This window comes from Streptomyces sp. GbtcB6 (genome assembly GCF_019091475.1).
Lineage (GTDB): Bacteria > Actinomycetota > Actinomycetes > Streptomycetales > Streptomycetaceae > Streptomyces > Streptomyces hyaluromycini.
Genome location: NZ_JAGXJL010000001.1, coordinates 17,991 through 38,948 on the forward strand (window position 1 = coordinate 17,991; position 20,958 = coordinate 38,948).

The following is a 20,958-nucleotide window of genomic DNA, read 5'->3' on the forward strand; positions in this document are numbered from 1 at the left end:
GCAGGACTTCCCGCACGGCATGCCCGTTCCGCGAACGAACTGGAGACCTCAGATGACCGCGCCCAAGCCGCGCTACCGTCGCGTCCTCGCCCTCCCGCTCGGTATGGCCATGGCCACGGCCCTCGCCTTCCTGCCCAACGTCTCGGCGTCCGCCGCCGACACCGGCGCGTCCGCATCCGCGGCCGCCACCGATGGCACGACGTCCCTCAGCTATGTCGTCAACGTCCGTCCCGGACACGGCACTTCCGAACGCGTCCAGAGGGCGATCGAGCGGGCCGGCGGTTCGGTGGTGATCGCGTACGACGAGATCGGTGTGATCGTCGTCCACTCGTCGAACGCCGACTTCGCCAAGATCATCCGCAAGGTGCCCGGCGTGGACTCCGCCGGGAACACCCGCAACGCGCCGCTGCCCGCCCAGTCGACCACCGACGTCGGCACACCGGAGGTGCTCAGCTCCGAGCAGGTCTCGGAGGCGGACGCCCAGGCGACCGACGGTCAGGACCCCCTGGAGCCGCTGCAGTGGGACCTGCCCGCCATCAAGGCGGACAAGGCGCACGAGAAGACCCTGGGCAGCTCGAAGGTCACCGTCGCCGTCATCGACACCGGCGTCGACGACACCCACCCGGACATCGCCCCGAACTTCTCCGCCGCGCAGTCCACCAACTGCGTCACGGGCAAGCCGGACACGACGTACGGCGCCTGGCGGCCCACCGCGGCCGAGAGCCCGCACGGCACGCACGTGGCGGGCGAGATCGCGGGTGCCAAGAACGGGATCGGCATCACCGGCGTGGCGCCGGGCGTCAAGGTGGCCGGCATCAAGGTCGCCACCACCGCCGGGTACTTCTACACGGAGGCCGTGGTCTGCGGCTTCGTGTGGGCGGCCGAGCACCACATCGACGTCACCAACAACAGCTATTACACCGACCCCTGGTACTTCAACTGCACCGACGACCCGGACCAGAAGGCGCTCGTCGACGCCATCACCCGGGCCTCGCAGTTCGCGGAGCGCAGGGGCACGGTCAATGTGGCGGCGGCCGGCAACGAGAGCTACGACCTGGCCTCCCACTCGATCACCGACCCGGTCTCGCCGAACGACGGCACACCCACCGACCGGGTGATCGACCCGCACACGTGCTTCGACATACCGACCCAGCTGCCGGGTGTCGTCACGGTCGCGGCGACCGGCGCGAAGGGCCTCAAGTCGTCGTTCTCCAACTACGGCCTCGGAGTCGTCGACATCGCCGCGCCCGGCGGCGACGCGACGGCCTACCAGGCACCGGAGCCCCCCGCCACCAGCGGCCTGATCCTGGGCCCGCTGCCGGGCGGCAGGTGGGGCTACATGGCGGGTACGTCGATGGCGACCCCCCATGTCGTCGGTGTCGCCGCATTGATCAAGTCAACCCATCCGCACGCCTCCGCCGCACTGGTGAAGGCCCTGCTGTACGCCGAGGCGACCGCCACGCCGTGCACCGACCCGTACGACATCAACGGCGACGGCAAGATCGACGCGGTGTGCGAGGGCTCCAGGAACCGCAACGGCTTCTACGGCTGGGGCACCGCCGACGCACTGGCTGCGGTGACCAGGTAGGTACATATATTGATCCAGTCAATAATGCATAGTGCAGTCATGACTGGAATCAAGTACGCATGGTCCGCGCTGGGCGGCGATCCGTCGCTGCCCGCGCGGGTCACGACCGTGACGCGCACGGGCACGCTTCCGGCCCGCCTTCCGGTACACCGGCTCGCCCGCGCCTGCGTCGGAGTGTGCGCGCTGGCCGCCGCCGAGCTGGGAGCACGGCGGACCGGAGCCGCGGAGGTGCCCGGGGTCCGGGTGGACGACGGGGCCGTGGCGACGGCGTTCACCAGTGAGCGGCAGCTGCTGGTCGACGGGCGGGCGCCCGTGCAGTTCGCCCCGCTGTCCCGGTTCTGGCGCGCGGCCGACGGGTGGGTGCGCACCCACGCCAACTACCCGCATCACAGAGCCCGGTTGCTGAGCGCGCTGGGCCTTCCGGCGGACGCCTCCCCGGAGGACGTCGCGGCCCGGATCGCCGGGCGGCCCGCGCTGGAGGTGGAGGAGGCCGTCTACGCCGCCGGCGGACTCGCCGTGGCGCTGCGGTCGCCCGGGGAGTGGGCCGCACACGAGCAGGCGGTCGCGGTGGCCGCGCGCCCCCTGGTCGAGCACGGCCGCCCGGACACGGCGCACGCGCGCGTGCTCCCGCCGCTCGACGCCGGCGCCGCTCCTCTGCTGCCCGCCGCCGGCCTGCGCGTCCTGGACCTGACCCGGGTCCTCGCCGGCCCGGTCGCCACCCGCACCCTCGGGCTGCTGGGCGCCGACGTCCTGCGGCTGGACGCGCCATGGCTGCCCGAACTCGCCGACCAGCACGCCGACACGGGCTTCGGGAAGCGCTCGGCGACGCTCGGCCTGACGACGGACCGGGCGGCCTTCGAGGAGTTGCTGGCCTCGGCGGACGTCGTGGTCACCGGCTACCGGCCGGGCGCCCTGGACCGCTTCGGGCTCTCCCCCGAGGCACTGGCCGAGCGGCGGCCCGGGCTGGTCGTGGCCCAGGTGTCGGCGTGGGGCGCGTACGGGCCGTGGGGCGGGCGGCGCGGCTTCGACAGCCTGGTCCAGGTCGCCACGGGCATCGCGGAGATCGAGGGCTCCGCGGACCGGCCGGGCGCGCTGCCCGCGCAGGCGCTGGACCACGGCACCGGCTATCTGCTGGCGGCCGGCGTGCTGCGGGCGCTGACCGAGCAGTCCTACGACGGCGGAAGCAGGTTCGTACGGCTGGCTCTGGCGCGGACCGCGCGGTGGCTCATGGAGGAGTCGGAGGACGAGAAGGCGGAGGCGGAGGCGGAGGCGGGGCCGGAGTGCGGTGAGCCGTACGAGGGGCCGGACGCCTGGCTCGGCGAGGCGGACAGTGCGCTGGGGCGGCTGCGGTACGCGCGCTCGCCGTTGTCCTTCGCCGGCGGCCCGGCCGACTGGGCACGGCCGCCGGTGCCGTGGGGGTCGGATCCGGCCCGCTGGGCATAGCCGCCCGGACCGGAGGTGACGTCGGATCCGGCTCGTCGGGCGCGATCGCGCAGGCCGGGGTGGACGGAAACGTACGAATGGGTGGTATGCCGGTCCGCCAGCTGTTTTCCTGTACTTGCCCGCTTCTGTCATGGCCGGTGGAGATCAGGGGGGCCGTTGACACGACCGACCGCCGAGGTGACCGCGAGCGGCCCCGCGAGACGCCCGGGGACCTGGCGGGCCGTCGCCGTCCTGGTGCTGGTGGCGGTGGCCGCGCTGGTGCCGCTGCTCGGGCCGTCCATGGCGCTGCGGGGCACCGGGGAGGCCGCGGCGCCCGGGGTGGGCGGCATCGCCCTGCTGCGCGGGGTGCTGTTCGCCGCCCTGTGCGTGCCGTCGGGTGAGCTGTTCGTGGACCGGCTGGCGCGCCGGCTGCCGGACGCGCCGCCCGAACGGCCGTCCAGCTGGGCGGTGTTCGCGGCCGTCGCCGGTTTCGTCGCCGCACTGGGGCTCGCGTCGGTCGTGTCGACGGGCAACCTGGTGCCGCGCTCTCTCGCCGACATCGACGTGGGCGGCCTGTACCAGTCGCGCGACGGCGAGTTGGCGCTGATCGAGGTCAACGCCTTTCTGCTGGCCGCTCTGTGCGCCCGCTCGCGCCGCCCGGCGGCCCAGGCGTGGCCGCTGGCGGCGGTGGCCGTCGCCGAGGCGCTGCGCGCCCATCCCGCGCCCGAACACCATCCGTTGCTCGGCTCCGCGCTGACGCTGGTGCACCTGACGTGCGCGACGCTGTGGACGGGCGGTCTGCTGCACGCGCTGCGCATGCTGCGCCGGTGGCACGGCCGGGCGGCCGGGGCGGCGCTGCTCGGGCTCTACGCGCGCGTGGCGGGCGTACTGCTCGCGGCCATCACCGCGACGGGCGTGTGGAGTTCGCTGCGGCGGATGCCCGCGGGTACGGTCCTGGACCAGCTGACGACGACGGCGTACGGGCGCACCCTGCTGGCCAAGGTGATCCTCGTCGCCGCCGTCGCCGGGCTCGCGCTGTGGGCCCGGTTCCGGCTGCGCCGGGCGGCCGACCCGCTGACCGCGTACGTCCCCGCGCGGGCCGAGGTGGCCGTGCTGGGGACGGTGGTCGCGGTGTCGGGGGTGCTGACGGCGCTGCCGCTGCCGATCAGGTGGACCTGACCCGGCTCAGCCGTTGGTGACGAGCACCTTCAGGGCGGTGCGCTCGTCCATCGCCTTGTAGCCGTCGGGCACGCCCTCGATGCCGACGGTCAGGTCGAAGACCGGCGACGGGTCGATCGTGCCGTCGAGGACGTCGGGCAGCAGGTCGGGGATGTAGGCACGGACCGGGGCGACACCGCCGCGCAGGGCGATGTTCCGGTCGAACATGACGCCGAGGTCAAGGCCGGTGCCGCTGCCGTGCGGGACGCCGACGAAGCCGATCGCACCGCCGTCCCTGGTGATGTTGACGGCCGTCCGCATGGACTGCTCGGTGCCGACGGCCTCGACGACCGCGTGCGCGCCCTGGCCCCGGGTGAGTTCACGGACGGCCTCCACGGCCGCGTCCCCGCGCTCGGCGACGACGTCGGTGGCGCCGAAGCGGCGCGCGATGTCGGTGCGGACCTCGTGCCGGCCGAGCGCGATGATCCGCTCGGCGCCCAGTCGCTTGGCGGCCAGTACGGCGCACAGGCCGACCGCGCCGTCGCCGACGACGGCGACCGTGGCACCGGGCCGGGCGCCCGCGCCGAGGGCCGCGTGGTGGCCGGTGCCGAGCACGTCGGAGAGGGTCAGCAGGGCGGACAGCAGATGGTCGTCGGAGGCCGCGTCCTTGGGCAGCTGGACCAGGGTGCCGTCGGCGAACGGGACGCGCACGGCCTCGCCCTGGCCGCCGTCGTACCCCACGGCGCCCCAGAAGCCGCCGTGCTCGCAGGACGTGGTCAGGCCCTCGCGGCAGTAGTCGCAGACGCCGTCGGACCACATGAAGGGCGCCACCACGAGGTCGCCGCGCCGCACGGTGCCCACCTCGGAGCCGGTCTCCTCGACCACGCCGAGGAACTCGTGCCCGATGCGCTGCCCCGGCTGCCGGGCCGCCTCGCCCCGGTACGCCCACAGGTCGCTGCCGCAGATGCAGGACCGCAGCACCCGTACGACGGCGTCGGTGGGCAGCTGCACCACGGGCTCGGGCACGTCCTCCACGCGCATGTCGAACGGGGCGTGGATGGTGGTGGCGCGCATGGCGAGGGTCCTTCTCGTGCGGTGTCGTGGGTGCGCTCAGGGGGTGGTCGAGCGCACTTCACGGTACGCCGTGGCCGGTGCGGGCCGCGCGTCGAGGGTGCCCCGGACCAGCAGGAACTGTGCCACCGCATAGGTGAGCATGATCCAGAAGTCGGGTCGCGGCAGCTGCGGCCAGCCGGCGACGCCGGTCGCGATCAGCGTGTCGGAGAGCATGAAGAGCGCGCCGCCGAGCCCGGCGACCGGGCCGAGCCGGGTGCCGGCCGTGTAAGCCATGGCGGTGAGCAGGGTGCTGTAGCCGGCCACGGGGACGCGCAGGCCGGCGGGCAGGTCCGGCCACAGCAGGGCGACCAGGGTGAAGAGGGCGGCCGCGTAGGCGAGGGCGAGGGGGCGCGCACGCGCGCGTGGCGGGCCCTGGCGGCGGAAGAGGACGAGGTAGCAGACGTGTCCGGCGGCGAAGGAGGCCATGCCCGCCATGAAGGCGGGGTCGGCGTCGGAGAGGAGCAGGACGTCGCCGCCCCAGCCGCACAGCAGGGCGGCGACGAGGAGCCGTGGGGCGCCCGCGCGGGCGGCGGACGCGGCGAGCAGGGGCATCAGGAGCACCTTGGCGGCGGCATGCCCGGTGCGGAAGCCGACGGCCAGGCAGGCGAGGTCGAGGACGACGGCGAGGGCGAAGGCGGCGAGCAGCGCCCGGGACGCTCTCACGCGGCCACGGACTCCTCGGCCTGCTCCACGGCGGGTGCCGGCGCCCAGCCCGGTCCCCGGAACACCCGCCCGGCCCGCTCCCGCCAGCTGCGCGCGGCCCTGATGTCCTTGGCGATGGCGACGTACTCGTGGGTGGCCACCTTGACGGGGTTGAACGTGTTGATGTTCTTGGTCAACCCGTACACGGGCCGCTCGGTCTCCGGTACCCAGGACCCGAACAGCCGGTCCCAGATGATCAGGATCCCGCCGAAGTTGCGGTCCAGGTAGCCGCCCTGGGAGGCGTGGTGCACCCGGTGGTGGGACGGCGTGTTGAACACGAACTCGAACCAGCGGGGCATCTTGTCGATGCGTTCGGTGTGGATCCAGAACTGGTAGACGAGGTTGGCGGAGGAGCAGAAGGCGAGCGCGGCGGGGTGCACGCCCACGGCCACGAGCGGGACGTAGAACGGCCAGACGGTCAGCGAGGTCCAGGGCTGGCGCAGCGCGGTGGAGAGGTTGAAGTTCTTGCTGGAGTGGTGGACGACGTGGCAGGCCCACAGGATGCGGATGACGTGGTGGCCGCGGTGGGACCAGTAGTAGAAGAAGTCCTGCGCGAGCAGCATCAGCGGGACCGTCCACCACAGGACGGGAACGCGCAGCGGGGTCAGTTCGTATATCGCGGTGTAGATCGCGACGATCGGGATCTTCCACACGAAGTCGAAGACGAGCGACCCGAGCCCCATGCCGATGCTGGTGGCCGCGTCCTTGGCCTGGTACCCGGCGGCATCGTCGTCGGGATGGATGCGGTAGCTGATCACCTCGATCACGGTGAGCAGCACGAAGGCGGGTATCGACCACAGCACGACATCGGGCAGGTTCGGCATGGGGGCACCGTAGAACCGCCGGTCGGCCGCGGCTAGACGTTGTTACCCACAAGTATTACCTGCGGTATGCGCTTGCTTGTTGGCGATCTCCGCCAACGGGCGGGCGGCCGCTAGACCCCCACCGCCCCCAGCAGGCTCCCCGCCCCGTAGGTGACCCCCATGGCCAGCGCCCCGCCGATCACGTTCCGCACCATCGCCGGTCCCACCGCCGCCGCCCCCAGCCGTGCGCTGCTCCACCCCGTCAGGACCAGGGCCGCGAGGACCGATCCCACCGTCACCGGCAGCCGCCAGTCCGCCGGTGGCAGGACGATCGCCAGCAGCGGCAGCAGCGCCCCGACCGTGAACGCCAGGAAGCTGGCGAGCGCCGCGTTCCACGGGTTGGTCAGTTCGTCCGGGTCGATGCCCAGCTCGACGCTCGCGTGGGCCTTCAGCGCGTCCCGTTCCGTCAGCTGGACGGCCGCCTCACGAGCCACGTCCCGCGACAGGCCGCGCCGCTCCAGCAGCTCGGTCAGCTCGTCCAGCTCGGCCTCGGGCTGCTCCTTCAGTTCCCGTTTCTCCTGCGCCAGTGCGGCCAGTTCCGAGTCGCGCTGGGTGGAGACCGACACGTACTCCCCGGCCGCCATCGACATCGACCCGGCGAGCAGCCCCGCCAGGCCCGCCGTCAGCAGGGCGCCCCGGTCGGCGGTGGCGCCCGCGACGCCGACGACGATGCCCGCCGTCGACACGATGCCGTCGTTGGCGCCCAGTACGGCCGCCCGCAGCCAGTTCAGCCGGGAGCCGAGCGCTCCCCCGTGGGCCTCGTTGTCGTGCGTAGGTTCGGTCACAGCAGGGAGGATCGCACCCCGGGGCCGGTACGTGCCGTACTGACCTCACCGGACCCGTACCGACGTCACCAGACCCGCACCGACGCCCCGCGTGCGAACACCGGGCTCGTCGCGTCCTCCGGCGGGTCCGGCAGCGGCTCGGCGACCTCCGCGACCGTCGGTCCCACCTTCGCCGCGATCGGGTCCAGGAGGTCCAGGTCGAAGCCGTACACGCGGGCCGCGTTGCCGCCGAGCATCGCGGCGAGCTCGTCGCGCGGGACGCCGGCGAAGGCGAAGCGCAGGCCCTCCCTGGTGTACGGGTAGGTCCCCTCGTCGTGCGGGTAGTCGCTGCCCCACATGATCTTGTCCACACCGATGCGGTCGCGCAGCGGCACCTCGTGCGGGCGCATGAAGCTGGCGCCGACGAAGCAGTTCGCGTGCCAGACCGCCGACGGGGGCTCACCCATCGACTCCGCCAGCCCCACGCCGAACTTCGCCTCGGCGGTCGTCGCCTTCGCCGCCGCCAGCAGGCGGCCGTGGTAGTAGTCCAGCATGGCCAGGACCCCGGGGATCCAGCCGGAGCCCTGTTCGGTCAGGACCAGTCTCAGGTCCGGGTGGCGGCGGAAGGCGCCGCCGAAGACCAGGTGCCACAGCGCGCGGTGCGAGAACCAGGTCGTCTCGACCATGAAGACCGCGCGGGCGGCCGGTTCGTCGCCGAGCGGCGGGGAGGCCGAGCCCGCGTGGTGGTTGACGGGGACGCCGAGTTCCGCGCAGACGGCCCAGATCGGGTCGTACACGCGCGCGTGCAGTTCGGGCAGGCCGGAGCCGGGTGGGGTGCCGGGGAGCATCAGACCGCCTTTCAGGCCTGCCCCGGCCGCCCGGCGGATCTCCTTCACGGCCTCCTCGACGTCGTTGAGGAGGATCTGGAAGACGCCCGCCCGGCGGCCCGGAGCGGCGGCGCAGAAGTCCGCCAGCCAGCGGTTGTGGGCGCGCAGGCCCGCCCAGCGCCGCTCGAACTCCGCCGCCGTCGGCGCGGGGGCCATGAGCGAGCCGGACGGGAAGAACGGCGGGATGGTGTTCGGGAAGATCACCTCCGCGACGATCCCGTCCTCCTCCAGTTCCGCGAGCCGCCGCGCGGAGTTCCAGTTCCGGTCCGCCGAGTCGGCGAGCAGGTCCTCGTACGGGTTGACGTACGTCGCCGCCCACACGTCGAAGTCGTCGTGGTAGCGCTTCTCCAGGTAGGGGCGGTAGTCGAGGAGGTCCGCCCCCGCATGGCAGTCGGCCGAGATCACCGTGTAGCGGTCGTCGCTCACGACGTCACCCCCAGGGTCGGGAAGTCGTTGCCGGTCAGCCAGTGGCGGCCCACCTCTCGCGAGCGGGCCCAGGAGGCCTGCACGGCCGCCTGGTCGGCCGGCTGGCCCAGGTCGGAGGGGGTGGGGCCGATGCGGTGGGCCAGCGGCGTCAGGCGCTCCACGTCGAAGCCGAAGACCTCCGCCGCCGCCAGGCCGAGCATCCGGCGGGTCTCGGTCACCGGGATGTCGTGGAAGGTGCGGCGCAGCCACGCGCGCGTGTCGGGCCAGGTGCCCTCGGGGTGCGGGAAGTCGCTGCCCCAGAGGATGTTGTCGACGCCGATCTCGTAGCGCTGGGCGAGTTCCCGGCGCTTGGTGTTGGTGGCGCAGACGAACACCTGGCGGTCCAGGTACTCGTGCGGCGGGCGCCGCAGTTCCTCGAACGGGGAGAGTTTCTTGCCGCCGTGCGCGCCGAGGTAGAGGCGGTCCATGAACCACAGCAGGTTCGGCAGCCACCAGCAGCCCGACTCGGCGACGCCGAAGCGCAGTCCGGGATGGCGTTCGAAGACGCCGGACCAGAGCAGGAACCACAGCGGGCGGGCCGGCCACCACGTCACCTCGCTGACGTAGATGCCGAGATGGTCGCCGTACTCGTGGCGCGGGGCCGCGCCGGAGTGGGTGAGGACCGGCATCCCGCACTCGGCGGCGGCCGCCCAGACGGGGTCGTAACGGCGGTCGTGGTAGGGCTCCTTGTCGACCCACATGGAGGGGATCATCAGGGCGCCGAGGCCGGACTCCTTCGCGCGGTGCACCTCGGCGACGACCCGGTCCGTCGGGGCCGTGACCGGCAGCAGGGCCACCCCGCAGTGCCGTTCGGGGTGCTCCGACACGAAGTCCGCCAGCCAGCGGTTGTGGGCCCGCGCCCCCGCCATGCCCAGCTCCGGGTCCTGGTCCCCGGACAGGCCGAGGCCGACCCCGAACGGCGCCGCGGTCCGGCTGTCGACCGCGTCGGCGTCCGGGAAGACCACCTCGGCGGCCACCCCGTCACCGTCCAGCTCCTTCAGGCGCTGCGCGCCGTCCCAGCCGCCGCGCAGCCCCTCCTCGTTGTCCTGGAACCACTTGGCCGCGAACGCCTCGTTGCGGATGCCGAGCCGGGTCATCTCCTCCCGGCGGCGGTCGCGCCCGGCGAGGAACTCGTCGAAGTCCCGGTGGAACCGGGCCTCCAGATAGGGCCGGTACTCCTCGGTGGGCAGCCCGGCGTGGCAGTCGGAGGAGATGATCAGGTATGGGTCGTCGTACGCGGTCACCACTGCCCCCTGTTCAGTCCAGGATGAAGCTTTCGAGGTACGACGGGTTCGCCCGGTCCAGCATCGACCGTGCCCGCGCCCTGATCTGGGCGTCGCTGTGCTCGCCGGCCGGCAGCAGCCAGAAGCGGTCCGCGCGGATGCCCGCCACGACGAACTCGGCGACCTCCTCGACGGGCGTGAAGCGGACCTCCTTGCCCGCCTCGCGCATCGCCGCCTCCCACTGGTCGAGGCTGCGGTACGGCGTCCTGCGCGGCCGTTCCTTGGCATAGCGGTCGGGGCGGTTGCGGTGCGACTCCCACAGGCCCGTGCGCAGCATGTGCGGCCCCGGGAAGAGCACCGAGGCGCCCACGCGCGCGTGCTCCGCCCTGAGATGCGCGTACAGGGACTCGGTGAGCGTGACGACGGCCGCTTTCGTGACCGCGTACACGGAGGCCGTGGGCAGCGGCGCGATGCCGCCGTCACCGGAGGATGTATTGACCACATGACCGGGTTGACCCGACTTGATCATCCTCGGTACGAAAGCCTGGACGCCGTGGAAGACGCCCCACACATTGACCTCGAACGCCCACTTCCAGTCGTTCGGTTCGTGCTCCCACATCCGGCCCTCGGCGCCGGAGCCGACCCCGGCGTTGTTGCACAGGACGTGCACCGCGCCGAAGGTGTCGTAGGCCGACTCGGCCAGCTCCAGGACCTGTTCGCGGACTCCGACGTCGACCACGCGCGCGTGCACGTCGGCGCCCTCCGCGCGCAGTCCGTCGGCGGCCTTCTCCAGGGCGGCCGGCTCCACGTCGGCGAGGACCACCCTCAGCCCCTCGGCGGCGAACCGCCGGGCCATCGCGAGCCCGATCCCGCTCGCCGCGCCGGTGACGACGGCGACCTGTCCTTCGTACAGCTCCATCAGGCCCCGTTCCCTTCGCTGTCCTCCGGGGGCGCGTCGTGGATCTGGCGCGGGTCGTCGTAGCGCTGGTGGACGTACGGCAACAGGGCCTGGGCGTCGACCCGTTCGACGACCCGGCCGCGCTGGTCGCTGGTCTTCTCGCCGAGGGTGAGGTCCAGCAGGCGCAGTACCGGCAGGTCGGCGACCGGGTCGTACGCCGACTCGCGGAGGATCACCTCCCCGGTGACGCGCTCCAGCCGGCGGACCTTCTCCTGGCGTACGCAGTGCACCAGCAGCGGGTCGCCGTCGAAGCCCGAACCGTCCACCGCGGGGAGGAACTTGAAGTAGAAGTCCGTCTTCGGGGCGGGCTCGGGCAGCGGCAGCGGGCCGTCGACCGTGCCGCGCACCTCGACGAAGGCGACGCCGTGCCGGGCGAGGGCCGCGCGGACGCGGTCGCCGTCGCGTTCGACGGTCACCTCGCCGATTTTCTTGGGCTCGCCGAAGACCTCGCGGCCGCCGGTGAGGGCACGCTCGTGGGTCATCGGCATGACCAGCGGGTACCAGCCCTCGACCGTGCCGTGCGCGGCGGCGACCGCGAACGAGCCCGCACCGAGCGGGTATCCGGGCAGTTCGACCTTGCTGATGTTGACGCGGGCCAGGGGCCGGCCGGCCGGCTTGAGCGGCGGCGGCAGGACCGCCGCGACCGCGTCCGGGTCGGTCTCCCAGACGGCCACCACCCCGGTGGACCAGACGTCGGGAAGTCTCGTGGTGCGCGCGGCCGCGATCTCCGCCTCGGTCCGAGCGCCGTACCGTACGCGTGCCATCCGCCGTACCGCCCTTCCGTCGGCCGTCTGCGCGCCGGGCGGGGTGCACGCTTGCACCGGGCGGCGAAAAGGTCCATAGCCACGCGAAGGGCAATCAGGACAGACGGACAATCGCGGCAGACGAGGAATCAGGACATTCGAACGGGCGGCTGCGGCAGGCGACCTGACGGACAGGGCTGTCGGTCCGGGCCCGTATCCTCAATGACCATGCTCGAAGACCGTACGACCACAGTGTCCCCCGGCACCCCGTGGCCCGCCGCGTATCCCAAGGGGTACGCCGTCGTCGACGTGGAGACCACCGGACTGGCCCGGGACGACCGGATAATCAGCGCGGCCGTCTACCGGCTGGACGAGCGCGGCGAGGTCGAGGACCACTGGTACACGCTGGTCAACCCCGAGCGCGATCCGGGTCCCGTGTGGATCCACGGCCTGACGAGCGAGGTACTCGAAGGCGCGCCGCTCTTCACCGACGTCGCCGAGGAGTTCTCGGCCCGGCTGGACGGCCGGGTGCTGGTCGCGCACAACGCGGTCTTCGACTGGCAGATGATCGCGCGGGAGTACGCGCGGGCGAAGGCCGAGGCCCCGGTGCGGCAGCGGCTGTGCACGATCGCGCTCTCCAAGGAGCTGGGCCTGCCGCTGCCCAACCACAAACTGGAGACCCTGGCCGCACACTTCGGTGTCGTACAGCGGCGGGCGCACCACGCGCTGGACGACGCGCGGGTGCTCGCGGAGGCGTTCCGGCCCAGTCTGCGGGCCGCGGCGGCGGGCAACGTACGGCTGCCGCTGCTGGAGTGCCGGCCGCTCACGGAGTGGTCGGACACGCCCCGCATCGGACAGCAGGCGAGCGGGGGCTCCGGCGGCTACCGGCCGACCGGCTGGCGGCCGTCCCGCAAGCGGCCGGCGTGCCCCTACCCGAACCCGGGACGGTACGAGGACGGCAAACCGCTGCGGCAGGGCATGCGGGTGGCGTTCTCCGGGGACACCTCGATCGACCGGGAGCTGCTGGAGGACCGGGCGGCCGAGGCCGGTCTGCACGTCTCCACGAGCATCTCGCGGCTCACGAGCCTGCTCGTCACCAACGACCCCGACTCGGGCACGTCGAAGGTCCTCAAGGCCCGTCAGTTCGGGACGCCGGTCGTCGACGAGGCGGCCTTCGGGCAGCTGCTGCGGGACGTGGCGCCGGCCACCGGGAAATGACCGCGGCGGCGGGCCGTACACCCGTCCGCACAGGCCGTACGGACGGGTGATTGCCGTACGACTCGCCCGGCGCCCGCTCGCCCCCGCGCGGCCGACCGCCCACCCTGTGGCGCATGGCGAAATGTGAAGTCTGCGGCAATGACTACGGAATGACCTTCGAGGTGCACGCGCAGGGTGCGGTCCATGTCTTCGACTGCTTCTCCTGTGCGATCCACCGCATGGCCCCGCTCTGCGAGCACTGCAAGGTCTCGATCATCGGGCAGGGTGTCGAGGCCGACAACGAGTGGTTCTGCGGCGCCCACTGCGCCCGCGAGGCCGGGAAGGCGGGCATCGTCGACCGGGTGTGACCCGGTACCCGCCCGATCGCGCCCCACGACCGAGTTGTACGGTCGTGGGGTGTACCGCTTCCTGTTCACCCGGCAGTGGGTGATCCTCACCCTCATCTCGCTGCTTCTCATCCCCACGATGATCCGCCTGGGGTTCTGGCAGAAGCACCGGTACGAGGAGCGCAGCGCCCGCAACCAGCTGGTCGCCGAGGCGCTCGGCGCCAGGCCGGTGCCGGTCGAGCAGGTGACCGAGCCGGGGCACGCCGTGACCCGCAAGGAGCGGTACCACACCGTCACCGCGACCGGCACCTTCGACACCGCCCACGAGGTCGTGGTCCGCCGCCGTACCAACTCCGACGACGAGGTCGGCTATCACGTCCTCACCCCCCTCGTCCTGACCGACGGCAAGGTGCTGCTGGTCAACCGGGGCTGGATCCCGTCGGACGGCCCGAGCCAGACCGCCTTCCCGAAGATCCCGGCCCCGCCGGCCGGCAAGGTCACCATCCAGGGCCGGCTGATGCCCGACGAGACCACCGCGGCGAGCGGCATCAAGGACCTCAAGGGGCTGCCCGACCGGCAGATCATGCTGATCAACAGCGAGGAGCAGGCGCGCCGGCTCGGCAAGCAGGTGCTCGGCGGCTACGTCGAGCAGACGGCGCCCGAGCCCAAGGGCGACACCCCGGAACAGATCTCCGACCCGGGCAAGGAAGACGCCCCGCTGAACTACGCGTACATGATCCAGTGGTGGCTGTTCGCCGCGGGTGTCCCGTACGGCTTCTTCGTGCTGGTCCGCCGTGAGGCACGCACGCGTGCGGAGGCGGCGGCGGAGCAGGAGACGGCCGAGGAAGCGGAACCGGCCGCCGTCTGAGCGCCGTGCCGCGTCACTCCCCCGGCCCACCCCCTGGTTCGCGCCCCGGCCGGACGGGAAACCGGGTCCCGTGGACCGACGCATCGAGGACTACGCGCTCATCGGCGACGAGCAGACCGCGGCCCTGGTCGGCCGGGACGGCTCCATCGACTGGCTGTGCCTGCCCCGCTTCGACTCGGCCGCCTGTTTCGCCAGGCTCCTGGGCGACGAGGACCACGGCCACTGGCGGATCGCCCCCAACGGCGCCACGACGTGCACCCGGCGTGGCTACCGGCCCGACACCCTGGTCCTGGACACCGAGTGGGAGACCGCCGAGGGCACGGTCCGCGTCACCGACCTGATGCCCCAGCGCGACCGCGCACCCGACGTCGTCCGCATCGTCGAGGGCGTCAGCGGCCGCGTCACCGTGCACAGCACGCTCCGCCTGCGTTTCGACTACGGCTCGGTCATCCCGTGGATGCGCCGCTCCGGCGGACACCGGGTCGCCGTCGCCGGACCCGACTCGGTGTGGCTGCGCAGCGATCCGTCCGTGCGCACCTGGGGCGAGGACTTCGGCACGCACTCGGAGTTCACCGTCGCCGAGGGCGAGCGGGTCGCTTTCGTGCTCACCTGGCACCCCTCGCACGAGCCGCGCCCGCCGCTCGTGGACCCGTACGACGCGCTGCGCACCAGCGTCACCGACTGGCGGCGCTGGACCGCCCGCTGCACCTACGACGGCCCGCACCGGGACACGGTGGTGCGCTCCCTGATCACGCTCAAGGCGCTCAGCTACGCACCGACCGGCGGCATCGTCGCCGCGGCCACCAGCTCGCTGCCCGAGGAGCTGGGCGGGGTGCGCAACTGGGACTACCGCTTCTGCTGGCTGCGCGACTCCACCCTCACCCTCGGCGCCCTGCTCGCCGCCGGCTACCACAAGGAGGCCGAGCGCTGGCGCGACTGGCTGGTCCGGGCGGTCGCCGGCGACCCGGCGGACCTGCAGATCATGTACGGCCTCGCGGGCGAGCGCCGGCTGCCCGAGTTCGAACTGCCCTGGCTGCCCGGCTTCGCCGACTCCAGGCCGGTGCGCGTCGGCAACGGCGCCGTCGACCAGCTCCAGCTGGACGTGTACGGCGAGGTCATGGACTCGCTGTCGCTGGCCCGCACCGCCGGCCTGCCCACCAAGCCGCACATGTGGGCCATCCAGTGCGCGCTGATGAAGTTCCTGGAGAAGGCCTGGCGACAGCCGGACGAGGGCCTGTGGGAGGTACGCGGCGGCCGCCGGCACTTCGTGCACTCCAAGGTGCTCGTGTGGGTGGCCGCGGACCGCGCGGTCCGGACCATGGAGGACTACGCGGAGCTGAAGGGCGATCTGCAGGGCTGGCGCGCGCTGCGCGACGAGGTGCACCGGGAGGTGTGCGAGAAGGGGTTCGACCCGAAGCGGAACACCTTCACGCAGTACTACGGCTCGCGCGAACTCGACGCCTCCCTGCTGCTGATCCCGCGCGTCGGCTTCCTGCCGCCGGACGACCCCCGGGTGATCGGCACGGTGGACGCGATCCGCGACGACCTGGGCCACAGCGGGTTCCTGCGCCGCTACGACACCGACGCGATCGGCGTCGACGGGATGCCGGGCGGCGAGGGTTCCTTCCTGGCCTGCTCGTTCTGGCTCGCCGACGCCCTGCACATGACGGGCCGCACCGACGAGGCGAAGGAACTGTTCGAACGGCTGGTCGGCCTCGTCAACGACGTGGGGCTGCTGTCCGAGGAGTACGACCCGGAGACCGGGCGTCAGCTGGGCAACTTCCCGCAGGCGTTCAGTCACATCGGGCTGGTGAACACCGCCCTCACGCTCTTCGACGGCGAGCATGCAGGATAGGGGCCATGGATCTTGGACTGAAGGACCGGGTGTACGTCGTCACCGGAGCCACCCGCGGGCTGGGCTACGCGGCCGCGCGCGAGCTGGTCGCGGACGGGGCGAAGGTCGTCGTGACCGGACGGGACGAGAAGCGGGCCGCCGATGTGGCGGCCGAGCTGGGGCCGAACGCCGTGGGCGTGGGCGTCGACAACGCGGATCCGTCGGCGCCGGAGCGGCTGATCGCGGTCGCGCGCGAGCGTTTCGGAGGGTTCGACGGCATCCTCGTGAGCGTGGGCGGGCCCGCGGCCGGGTTCGTCGCGGACAACACGGACGAGCAGTGGCAGAACGCGTTCGAGTCGGTGTTCCTGGGGGCCGTACGGCTCGCCCGCGCGGCCGCGGCCGAGTTGGGGGACGGCGGGGTCATCGGGTTCGTGCTGTCCGCGTCGGTGTACGAGCCGATTCCGGGGCTGACGATCTCCAACGGGCTGCGGCCGGGGCTGGCCGGGTTCGCCAAGTCGCTGGCGGACGAGCTGGGGCCGCGCGGGATCCGGGTGGTGGGGTTGCTGCCGTCCCGGATCGACACGGACCGGGTGCGGGAGTTGGACACCATGTCCGCGGACCCGGAGGCGACGCGGGCCGAGCACGAGTCCCGGATTCCGTTGCGGCGGTACGGGGCGCCGGAGGAGTTCGGGCGGGTGGCGGCGTTCCTGATGTCGCCGGCCGCGTCCTATCTGACGGGGGTCATGGTGCCTGTGGACGGGGGGATGAGGCATGGGTTCTGACGGTTGAGTTGTCAGTGCGGGTGGGTGGGGGCTGGTCGCGCCCACGCGGCGGCAGCCGCAAATCGACACAGCCCCGCGCCCCTAAAGGGGCGCCTCCGTGGACGGCGATTTCAAGTGACCCTCTCCGCGCGGTGTTTGACTGACGTCAGTCGGACTTCTGCGGGGAGTTTTTTCAAGGCCGCCGAGTCCCTGGCATGTGTCAGGGCCTGGGCCGTCAAGTCGTCCAGAGCCTCCCCCGGGGCCACGTCCGGCTCCAGTTGGAGCCACACCCGTACCTGCGGTGCCGTACGTGTGCCCCGTAGGACCGCCTGGGCGTGGGACACGCCCTGCTGGTGGGCCGCGTCCGTGGCCAGGACCGTCTCCAGGGCCCTGCCGCGCAGCAACGCGCTCTCGCCGTCTCCCGTGTCCACCAGGACCTCGGTCAGGCGGCGTCGGCGCAGTTGCGCGGTCAGCCACCAGAGGGCGAGCAGGACCAGGACGGCCAGTGCGGCCAGGACCGTCGGCCACCACCAGCCCGCGTCACGCCAGTGGGTGCGCTCGGCCGTGGTGAGCAGGACGTCGTGGCGGCCGTTGTGGATCCACCAGGACGGGGACGGGGCGCCGAGGCCGACGGCCAGGACCGAGCCGCCGAGGGCGAGGAGCAGGAGGCCCGCGAGGGCGATCAGTACGCGGTTGACGGTACCGAGCACGGCGTCACCCCTTCCGGCCGGGGCGGATCACGTGGAGGGTCAGGGCGGGTGGACGGGCCAGCCCCATCGCGCGGATCGCGTCGGTCAGGGACGCCTCCAGGTCGCCCCGCACCTCGTCGAGTTCGCGGAAGTGGGACACGGCGAGGACGTGGGCACGGGAGCGGCTCAGCCGTACCCGCACCCGGCGCACGCCCGAGATCTCCATGGCCCGGTCGCGCAGCAGCAGGGCGGCCGCGTCACGGCGCAGCCCGGCGCGGACGTCGGGGTGGGTGCGGCGCATGGGCAGGAGGTCCCGCAGGCCGGGCGTGACGGCCAGGATCAGCAGCCACAGGCCGAGAGCTGCGGCGATGCCCGCGCCCACCAGGACCCAGGTGCCGTCGAGGGGCTGCTCCGCGAGACGGTGGGCCAGTGCGCGGCGCCAGTGCATGGCGGGGTGGTGGGCCCGTACGGCCGCGATGTCGTACAGGAAGGCGCCCGCGGTCACCAGGACGACCACCGCGACCAGGGCCGCGGGGATCCGGCGCGGGGACCAGAAGCGGGACTCGTGGCCGGCCTGGGGTGCGGCCGGTGGTGGTGGTGGCTTCTCGATGGCCGGTGCCTGCTCGGTGCTCATCACGCCCTCCCCTGGGTCTGGGCCGGGTGCAGCCGTTCCACGTGGACGGCGACCTCCGGTACCTCCATGTCCACCAACGCGCCTACCCGCTCGACCACATGCCGACGCACGGCCGCGCATCGGGCGCCGATGTCGGAGGGGTAGTCCAGTTCGAGGTGGACCCGGACGCGGGCCGTGTCATGGTGGGTGACCACGGTGGCGTGCGGGGGTACGACGTCCTTCGGGAGGGGGCCGAGCGCCTCGCGGGCCGCCTGTGCGGCGATCTTCGCCACGACCCGGTCGGCGATCCGGATGGCGCCGCGCTCGCCGGGCGCCACGACCGTCGGGGCACCGTGCGTCTCACCGCTCGCGGAGCTCATCGCCGGCGGTCACGCCGGTCGTCGCGGGTGCGGAAGAAGTCGCCGAGTTCGATGTCCCCCTCCGCGAACCGGCCGACGACGAACCCGATGGCTCCGAGCGCCGCCACCAGCAGAAAGGCGCCGAACCCGCCGAAGTACCCGGCGAAGCCCAGCGCCATGCCGGCGATCATGCCGACAACGGCCATGCTCATGGTGCGCTCCCCTCAGCGGTCACTGGAGCCGGGACTCCGGCTCTTCTTCCTCTTCCTCCGGAAGCTTCACATCACTCACCGCGATGTTGACCTCGACCACTTCGAGCCCTGTCATGCGCTCCACGGCCGCGATCACGTTCTCCCGGACCGCGCGGGCCACATCCGCGATCGACACGCCGTAGTCCACGACGATCTCCAGGTCGAGCGCGGTCTGCACCTCGCCGACCTCGGCCTTCACGCCCCGGCTCACGGACTTGGAGCCACCGGGCACCCGGTCGCGCACGACGCCGAAGGTGCGGGCGAGGCCGCTGCCCATCGCGTGTACGCCGACCACGTCCCGGGCCGCCAGTCCGGCGATCTTCTCCACGACTCCGTCGGCGATCGTCGTCCGCCCCCGGGTCGCCGGGTCGCCGCCGCCGCGCCTGACGGTCTTCCGGGTCTGTACCGTCGGGTCCTTCTCGGGCTCCGCCGCCATCTCGGTCATCGCCGTGCGTCCCTTCCCGTCGTCGTCCTGCGACCACGGTACGTGCGGATGTTCTGTCGTGCCCCGGAGATGCGGCAGGCTGGAGCAATGACGGCGGACCGACGGACACACACGGTACGACACCCCCTGGGCTTCGGCAGGCTGCTTCCGCTGGGCGGCCCGCGGGACGGGGCGTGGCTCGCGGAGACGGCGGCGGACGCGGTGCTGCGGCGGGCGGCGGCCGAGGTGGCGGGGGTGCGGCTGGGTGCGGTGCGGATCGCCCTGGCGGATCCGGCGGACGTGGCGGAGGCGGGCGTACCGTCACCGCCCGGTGCGGTACCGCCGGGGGCGCTGCGTCTTTCGGCGGACTTCGCGGCGACGGCCGCCGAGCCCCTGCCGGCGACGGCGGCCCGGCTGCGGCGGGCGCTGGCCGCGGCCACGGTAAGGCTCGGGCTGGCGGTCACGGAGGTGGACCTGCGGGTGACCGACCTGCTGGAGGAGGAGCCCGCGGCCCAAGAGGCGGTACGGGCGCCCCGGCCGCCGTCGGTCCGGGAGGGGGCGGATCCCGAGGGCGCCCGGGTGACGGCGGCGGCGCTGGCGGTGCCGGGGGTGGCACGGGTGACGGGGGCACTGAGCCGGGAGATCCACGTCGACGCTGCGCTGCCACGTCGGCATGTGCGGGTGGAGGTGGCGCTGACCGACGGCCCGCGGGCCGTGGAGGTGGCCCGACGGGTCCGTGCGGCGGTCGGCGAGGCGTTGGCGGATCGGCCGACGGTTGCGCTGGTGGTGACAGCTGTCGAGTGACTGCCGACCGTGCGAGACGTGCGGGCCGGTGGGGGCTGGTCGCGCCCACCCGGCGGTAGCCGGATATCGAATGCAGCCCCGCGCCCCTGACGGGGCGCTACTCGCCTACCCCTGCAAGGTCCCGAAGCCTCCGGGCCTGGGACTGCCGCTCGGCAGCCCGCTGCTCGTCGTAGGTACGGTCGGCGGCACCCCGCAGCAACGCCTTCGTCTCCACGACGGCGTCCCGCGGCGCGGCCAGCAGCGCGCCGGCCAGGTCGCGTACAGCCGCGTCGAGTTCGCCCACCGGCACGGCAACGCTGGCCAGCCCGGAGGCCACCGCCTCCGCGGCCTGGACGTACCGTCCGGTCGCGCAGATCTCCAGCGCGCGGGCGTAGCCCACCAGCGAGACGAGCGGGTACGTGCCGGTCAGGTCGGGCACCAGTCCGAGGCTGGTCTCGCGCATGGCGAACTGCACGTCGTCCGCGACGACGCGCAGGTCACACGCGAGGGCCAGCTGGAAGCCGGCCCCGATGGCGTGTCCCTGCACGGCGGCGATCGACACGATGTCGCTCTGCCGCCACCAGGTGAACGCCTCCTGGAATTCGGCGATGGCCGCGTCGAGTCCGGCGTCGTCACGGCGCGCGAGCTCGACGAAGGTCGGCTCGCCCGGGATCCCCTCCGGCGTGAACATCTGCCGGTCGAGGCCCGCGGAGAAGGACTGGCCCTCACCGCGCAGCACGACGACCCGGACCGACCCCGGCAGCGACCGCCCGGCCTCGGTCAACGCCCGCCAGAGTGCGGGACTCTGGGCGTTGCGCTTGGCCGGATTGGTCAGCGTCACCGTGGCGAGCGCGTCGTCGACGGTGAGCCGTACGCCGTCCTTGTCGAGAACAGGAGCGAGGTCCTGGTCGGGCGAAGCCATGGGGCGCCTCCGATGTGTGCGGTC

The 20,958-nt window shown here is 72.8% G+C and carries 23 protein-coding genes; 9 read left to right on the top strand and 14 right to left on the bottom strand.

Features of this window, described 5'->3' with window-relative positions; genetic code table 11:
- Positions 1 to 52: 52 nt before the first annotated feature.
- The 3 genes from KVT45_RS00095 (at position 53) to KVT45_RS00105 (ending at position 4,189) form a co-directional block, all read left to right on the top strand.
- Positions 53 to 1,588: a S8 family serine peptidase gene (locus tag KVT45_RS00095; RefSeq protein ID WP_217544029.1), complete on the top strand. Its 1,536-nt coding sequence runs from the start codon at positions 53 to 55 to the stop codon at positions 1,586 to 1,588.
- A 39-nt stretch (positions 1,589 to 1,627) separates the two neighbouring features.
- Positions 1,628 to 3,031 carry a CoA transferase gene (locus KVT45_RS00100; protein ID WP_217544031.1) on the top strand — a complete coding sequence of 468 codons (1,404 nt, stop codon included), beginning with the start codon at positions 1,628 to 1,630 and terminating at the stop codon, positions 3,029 to 3,031.
- A gap of 156 nt (positions 3,032 to 3,187) precedes the next feature.
- On the top strand, positions 3,188 to 4,189 hold the full coding sequence (locus KVT45_RS00105) for a copper resistance D family protein (protein WP_217544033.1): 1,002 nt from the start codon (positions 3,188 to 3,190) through the stop codon (positions 4,187 to 4,189).
- A gap of 6 nt (positions 4,190 to 4,195) precedes the next feature.
- Here the strand turns inward: KVT45_RS00105 and KVT45_RS00110 are convergent, their stop codons facing one another.
- From KVT45_RS00110 to KVT45_RS00145, 8 genes are all read right to left on the bottom strand, one after another.
- Positions 4,196 to 5,242, bottom strand: a complete 1,047-nt coding sequence (locus tag KVT45_RS00110) for a zinc-dependent alcohol dehydrogenase family protein (protein WP_217544035.1) — start codon at positions 5,240 to 5,242, stop codon at positions 4,196 to 4,198.
- A gap of 36 nt (positions 5,243 to 5,278) precedes the next feature.
- The gene (locus KVT45_RS00115) at positions 5,279 to 5,944 is read right to left on the bottom strand and encodes a lysoplasmalogenase (RefSeq protein ID WP_217544036.1); all 666 of its coding nucleotides are present in this window, start codon (positions 5,942 to 5,944) and stop codon (positions 5,279 to 5,281) included.
- Positions 5,941 to 6,807 (bottom strand): sterol desaturase family protein, encoded by an 867-nt coding sequence (locus tag KVT45_RS00120; RefSeq protein WP_217544038.1) that lies wholly within the window; start codon positions 6,805 to 6,807, stop codon positions 5,941 to 5,943. Before KVT45_RS00120 ends, KVT45_RS00115 begins: the two co-directional genes overlap by 4 nt.
- 110 nt (positions 6,808 to 6,917) lie before the next feature.
- Positions 6,918 to 7,631 carry a VIT family protein gene (locus KVT45_RS00125; RefSeq protein WP_217544040.1) on the bottom strand — a complete coding sequence of 238 codons (714 nt, stop codon included), beginning with the start codon at positions 7,629 to 7,631 and terminating at the stop codon, positions 6,918 to 6,920.
- A gap of 65 nt (positions 7,632 to 7,696) precedes the next feature.
- Positions 7,697 to 8,923, bottom strand: coding sequence for an amidohydrolase family protein (locus tag KVT45_RS00130; protein WP_217544042.1), 1,227 nt, complete (start codon positions 8,921 to 8,923; stop codon positions 7,697 to 7,699).
- Positions 8,920 to 10,206, bottom strand: a complete 1,287-nt coding sequence (locus tag KVT45_RS00135; RefSeq protein WP_217544044.1) for an amidohydrolase family protein — start codon at positions 10,204 to 10,206, stop codon at positions 8,920 to 8,922. The genes KVT45_RS00130 and KVT45_RS00135 overlap by 4 nt, the downstream gene beginning before the upstream one ends.
- Before the next feature lie 13 nt (positions 10,207 to 10,219).
- Positions 10,220 to 11,104 (bottom strand): SDR family NAD(P)-dependent oxidoreductase, encoded by an 885-nt coding sequence (locus KVT45_RS00140; protein ID WP_217544046.1) that lies wholly within the window; start codon positions 11,102 to 11,104, stop codon positions 10,220 to 10,222.
- Positions 11,104 to 11,907, bottom strand: coding sequence for an acetoacetate decarboxylase family protein (locus tag KVT45_RS00145; RefSeq protein ID WP_217544048.1), 804 nt, complete (start codon positions 11,905 to 11,907; stop codon positions 11,104 to 11,106). Before KVT45_RS00145 ends, KVT45_RS00140 begins: the two co-directional genes overlap by 1 nt.
- A 207-nt stretch (positions 11,908 to 12,114) precedes the next feature.
- Here KVT45_RS00145 and KVT45_RS00150 point away from each other — a divergent pair, with 207 nt between their 5' ends.
- The 5 genes from KVT45_RS00150 to KVT45_RS00170 all read left to right on the top strand — a co-directional run bounded on the left by KVT45_RS00150 (position 12,115) and on the right by KVT45_RS00170 (position 16,914).
- Positions 12,115 to 13,104: a DEDDh family exonuclease gene (locus tag KVT45_RS00150; RefSeq protein ID WP_217544842.1), complete on the top strand. Its 990-nt coding sequence runs from the start codon at positions 12,115 to 12,117 to the stop codon at positions 13,102 to 13,104.
- A 113-nt stretch (positions 13,105 to 13,217) separates the two neighbouring features.
- On the top strand, positions 13,218 to 13,451 hold the full coding sequence (locus tag KVT45_RS00155) for a hypothetical protein (protein ID WP_217544050.1): 234 nt from the start codon (positions 13,218 to 13,220) through the stop codon (positions 13,449 to 13,451).
- 49 nt (positions 13,452 to 13,500) lie between these two features.
- Entirely contained in the window at positions 13,501 to 14,298 is a 798-nt protein-coding gene (locus KVT45_RS00160) for an SURF1 family protein (RefSeq protein ID WP_217544052.1), read from the top strand.
- Between the two features lie 70 nt (positions 14,299 to 14,368).
- Positions 14,369 to 16,153, top strand: a complete 1,785-nt coding sequence (locus KVT45_RS00165; protein WP_217544055.1) for a glycoside hydrolase family 15 protein — start codon at positions 14,369 to 14,371, stop codon at positions 16,151 to 16,153.
- A 5-nt stretch (positions 16,154 to 16,158) separates the two neighbouring features.
- A complete protein-coding gene (locus tag KVT45_RS00170; protein ID WP_217544057.1) occupies positions 16,159 to 16,914 on the top strand; it encodes an SDR family oxidoreductase in 756 nt (251 codons plus the stop codon).
- A gap of 110 nt (positions 16,915 to 17,024) precedes the next feature.
- On the opposite strand, the gene amaP is transcribed toward KVT45_RS00170, so the two are convergent.
- Genes amaP through KVT45_RS00195 form a run of 5 tightly spaced genes read right to left on the bottom strand, consistent with a single transcriptional unit; the run spans position 17,025 to position 19,250 of the window.
- Complete coding sequence (amaP, locus tag KVT45_RS00175) at positions 17,025 to 17,603, bottom strand: alkaline shock response membrane anchor protein AmaP (RefSeq protein WP_217544059.1); 579 nt, start codon at positions 17,601 to 17,603, stop codon at positions 17,025 to 17,027.
- A gap of 4 nt (positions 17,604 to 17,607) precedes the next feature.
- The gene (locus KVT45_RS00180; protein ID WP_217544061.1) at positions 17,608 to 18,216 is read right to left on the bottom strand and encodes a DUF6286 domain-containing protein; all 609 of its coding nucleotides are present in this window, start codon (positions 18,214 to 18,216) and stop codon (positions 17,608 to 17,610) included.
- Positions 18,216 to 18,575, bottom strand: coding sequence for an Asp23/Gls24 family envelope stress response protein (locus KVT45_RS00185; RefSeq protein ID WP_217544063.1), 360 nt, complete (start codon positions 18,573 to 18,575; stop codon positions 18,216 to 18,218). Before KVT45_RS00185 ends, KVT45_RS00180 begins: the two co-directional genes overlap by 1 nt.
- A complete protein-coding gene (locus tag KVT45_RS00190) occupies positions 18,572 to 18,766 on the bottom strand; it encodes a hypothetical protein (RefSeq protein ID WP_217544065.1) in 195 nt (64 codons plus the stop codon). The genes KVT45_RS00185 and KVT45_RS00190 overlap by 4 nt, the downstream gene beginning before the upstream one ends.
- 19 nt (positions 18,767 to 18,785) lie before the next feature.
- Positions 18,786 to 19,250: an Asp23/Gls24 family envelope stress response protein gene (locus tag KVT45_RS00195; protein WP_089101589.1), complete on the bottom strand. Its 465-nt coding sequence runs from the start codon at positions 19,248 to 19,250 to the stop codon at positions 18,786 to 18,788.
- A gap of 87 nt (positions 19,251 to 19,337) precedes the next feature.
- Between KVT45_RS00195 and KVT45_RS00200 the strand changes: the two genes are divergently transcribed.
- Positions 19,338 to 20,033 (top strand): nucleopolyhedrovirus P10 family protein, encoded by a 696-nt coding sequence (locus tag KVT45_RS00200; protein WP_217544067.1) that lies wholly within the window; start codon positions 19,338 to 19,340, stop codon positions 20,031 to 20,033.
- A gap of 97 nt (positions 20,034 to 20,130) precedes the next feature.
- On the opposite strand, the gene KVT45_RS00205 is transcribed toward KVT45_RS00200, so the two are convergent.
- Positions 20,131 to 20,934, bottom strand: coding sequence for an enoyl-CoA hydratase/isomerase family protein (locus tag KVT45_RS00205; RefSeq protein ID WP_217544068.1), 804 nt, complete (start codon positions 20,932 to 20,934; stop codon positions 20,131 to 20,133).
- Positions 20,935 to 20,958 lie beyond the last annotated feature (24 nt).